Origin of the sequence: Micromonospora maritima, assembly GCF_902825405.1 — a bacterium.
Classification (GTDB): Bacteria; Actinomycetota; Actinomycetes; order Mycobacteriales; family Micromonosporaceae; genus Micromonospora; species Micromonospora maritima.
The window spans coordinates 1-2,427 of the sequence record NZ_CADEAU010000676.1 but is presented as its reverse complement, the minus strand read 5'-3'; the positions used below and the strand labels follow the sequence as shown (position 1 = coordinate 2,427).

Genomic DNA, 2,427 nt, shown 5'->3' with positions numbered 1-2,427 from the left:
CGCTCCGCGTCCGGCCAGCTCAGCAGCGCGCGTACGGCCTCCCGCAGGCCCGTCGGCCCGGTGCGCAACGCGGCCACCACCGGCTCCAGCGCGGGTACGCCGAACGCGGCGATCGCCGCCGCCGACTCGGCCGGGTCACGGAAGCCGCAGAGCGCGTCGAACTCCGAGAGCGCGACCAGCAGCTCCGGCTTGTGGTACGGGTCGACGTAGTTGACCCGCCCCATGTCGGCCGCGTGCCCGGCCCGCGCCTGCTCGGCGTCCGGGTGGGCCTGCAGGCTCAGCGGGGCCTCCGCGGCCAGCACCTTCAGCAGGAACGGCAGCCGGGTGCCGAACCGGCCGACCAGCCGCTCACCGAGCCAGTGCCCCGGCTCGGCGACCAGCAGCTCGGTCAGGCTGACCGGGCGGCCGTCCCGGTCCACCGTGGCCGGAGCGCCCGGGTGGGCGCCCAGCCACAGCTCGGCCTCCGGCCCGTCGCTCGGCACCGGTCGCCCCTGCAACGCCGCGATCGCGGTACGCGAGCCCCAGGCGTAGTCCCGGATCTGCCCCTGCAACAACTCCATCGGTCAGCTCCCGGAGCGCCCGGCCACCTCGTCGGCCGCCGGCGTGTCGGTGGTCGTGGCCTCCGGCACGGCCGTGTCGGCCGCCTGCCCGGTGCCCGCCCGCTCGGCCGCCGCGCTGTAGATGTCCGGCTCCAGGTAGATGACCCGGGCGATCGGCACCTCGCGGCGGATCCGCGCCTCGACCGCGTTGATGCCCCGGGCCAGTTCCTCGGCGCTCTCGCAGGCCGGCACGGCGATCTTCGCGGCCACCATCAGCTCCTCCGGGCCGAGGTAGAGCGTCTTCATGTGGATGATCCGCTCGACCTCCGGGCCATCGGTGACGGCCTGCTCGATCTTGGCCAGCTCGCCGCGCTCCGCGCCCTCGCCGAGCAGCAGGCTCTTGGTCTCGATCGCCAGCGTGATCGCGATGATCACCAGCAGCACACCGATCATCGCGGTGCCGGCGGCGTCCCACATGCCGTCACCGGTGATCAGCGTCATGCCGACGCCGAAGAGCGCGAAGACCAGACCGACCAGGGCCCCGAAGTCCTCCAGGAGGACCACCGGCAGCTCCGGGGCCTTGGCCCGGCGGATGAACCGGACCCAGGTCTGCTTGCCCCGGACCAGGTTCGACTCCTTGATGGCGGTGCGGAAGGAGAAGCTCTCCATCACGATCGCGGCGAGCAGCACCGCCACCGGCACCCACTGCCACTCCTTGATCGGGTGCGGGTCGGACGCCTTGTGGTAGGCCTCGTAGAGCGCGAACAGGCCACCGAGGCTGAACAGCACGATCGCCACGATGAACGCGTAGATGTAGCGCTCCCGGCCGTAGCCGAACGGGTGCTGCGGCGTCGCCTCCCGCTTGGCCCGCCGGCCACCGATCAGCAGCAGGCCCTGGTTGCCCGAGTCGGCCACCGAGTGGATCGACTCGGCCAGCATCGACGACGAGCCGGTCAGCAGGAACGCGATGAACTTGGTGACGGCGATGCCGAGGTTCGCCGCCAGTGCGGCCACGATCGCCTTCGTGCCCCCGTTTGCGCTCATTCCCCGCCTCGCTCGATGCCGCACGTGCTCACTGGTTTGCCAGCTCCTTCATTTCCGTGACGGCCGGAACGGCCATCGGGTCCAGCCCGTGTGCCAGGGCGAGGTAGATCGAGGCGAAGTCGGGAACCGCCACCAGCGAGGCGAGCCGCTCCAACGCGGACCCGCCCTCGGCGGTCACCACGTCGCAGCGCACGCCGCGCCGCTCGGCGAGGGTCTGCACCGCGTCCGCGCGGCGCTCCTCCACCGCCAGCGGCTCGTCGGTGTCGTCGTCGGCGTTGAGCCCGCCGTCACGCAGCAGCACCAGCCGCAGGCGGGTGCCGTCGGGGTCGTCGTCACCGGGGTCGGCGAAGATGTCCCGCTCGCCCTCGGCCAGACCACCGAAGACCCCGTCGAGCAGGCCCACCCGGCCCCGGCCGGCCTCGCCCAGCGCACCGGTGACCACCGGGTAGCGGGCGTTGGCGGACAGCGTGTCACCGAACCGGCGGGCGGCCACGGTGGCCAACGGGGACGAGCCCCAGACGATCGGGATCGACCCGGACAGCCCCAGTGCCAGCGACTTCGCCGGGTTGACGAAGGACTCGGCGGTCGGCCGGCACCGGTCGGCGTCGGCGTCCAACCGGGCCGCGGTCTCGGCCAGGTCCGCCTCGTTGACCTTCACGAGGCCGAGCGTACGGGCGGCGAGCAGAACCGGCACGGTGAGCGCCCACAGACTGGCCCGGGCCGGCGCCCGCCGGGGCACCGGGATGAACGGCGCGCGGGCCCGCTCGGCCACCGACTGGAGTTGCGAGTCCGGCGCGCCGACGGCGACCAGCCGGGGCTGTTCGGTGCGGGCCCGGCCGGGCAG

3 protein-coding genes are annotated in these 2,427 nt (G+C 73.4%); all 3 read right to left on the bottom strand.

The features are described from left to right. A partial coding sequence (manA, locus tag HUW36_RS30925) for a mannose-6-phosphate isomerase, class I (protein ID WP_174531316.1) occupies positions 1 to 560 on the bottom strand: 560 nt, incomplete at its 3' end. Between the two features lie 3 nt (positions 561 to 563). After that, positions 564 to 1,583, bottom strand: coding sequence for a cation diffusion facilitator family transporter (locus HUW36_RS30920; RefSeq protein ID WP_174531315.1), 1,020 nt, complete (start codon positions 1,581 to 1,583; stop codon positions 564 to 566). Between the two features lie 28 nt (positions 1,584 to 1,611). Continuing rightward, positions 1,612 to 2,427 (bottom strand): SIS domain-containing protein (locus tag HUW36_RS30915; RefSeq protein ID WP_174531314.1); only part of this gene is annotated, 816 nt, incomplete at its 5' end.

Excerpts from the sequence above, each read along its gene's own strand:
- HUW36_RS30920 (WP_174531315.1), bottom strand. The coding sequence starts at position 1,583 with ATGAGCGCAAACGGGGGCACGAAGGCGATCGTGGCCGCACTGGCGGCG.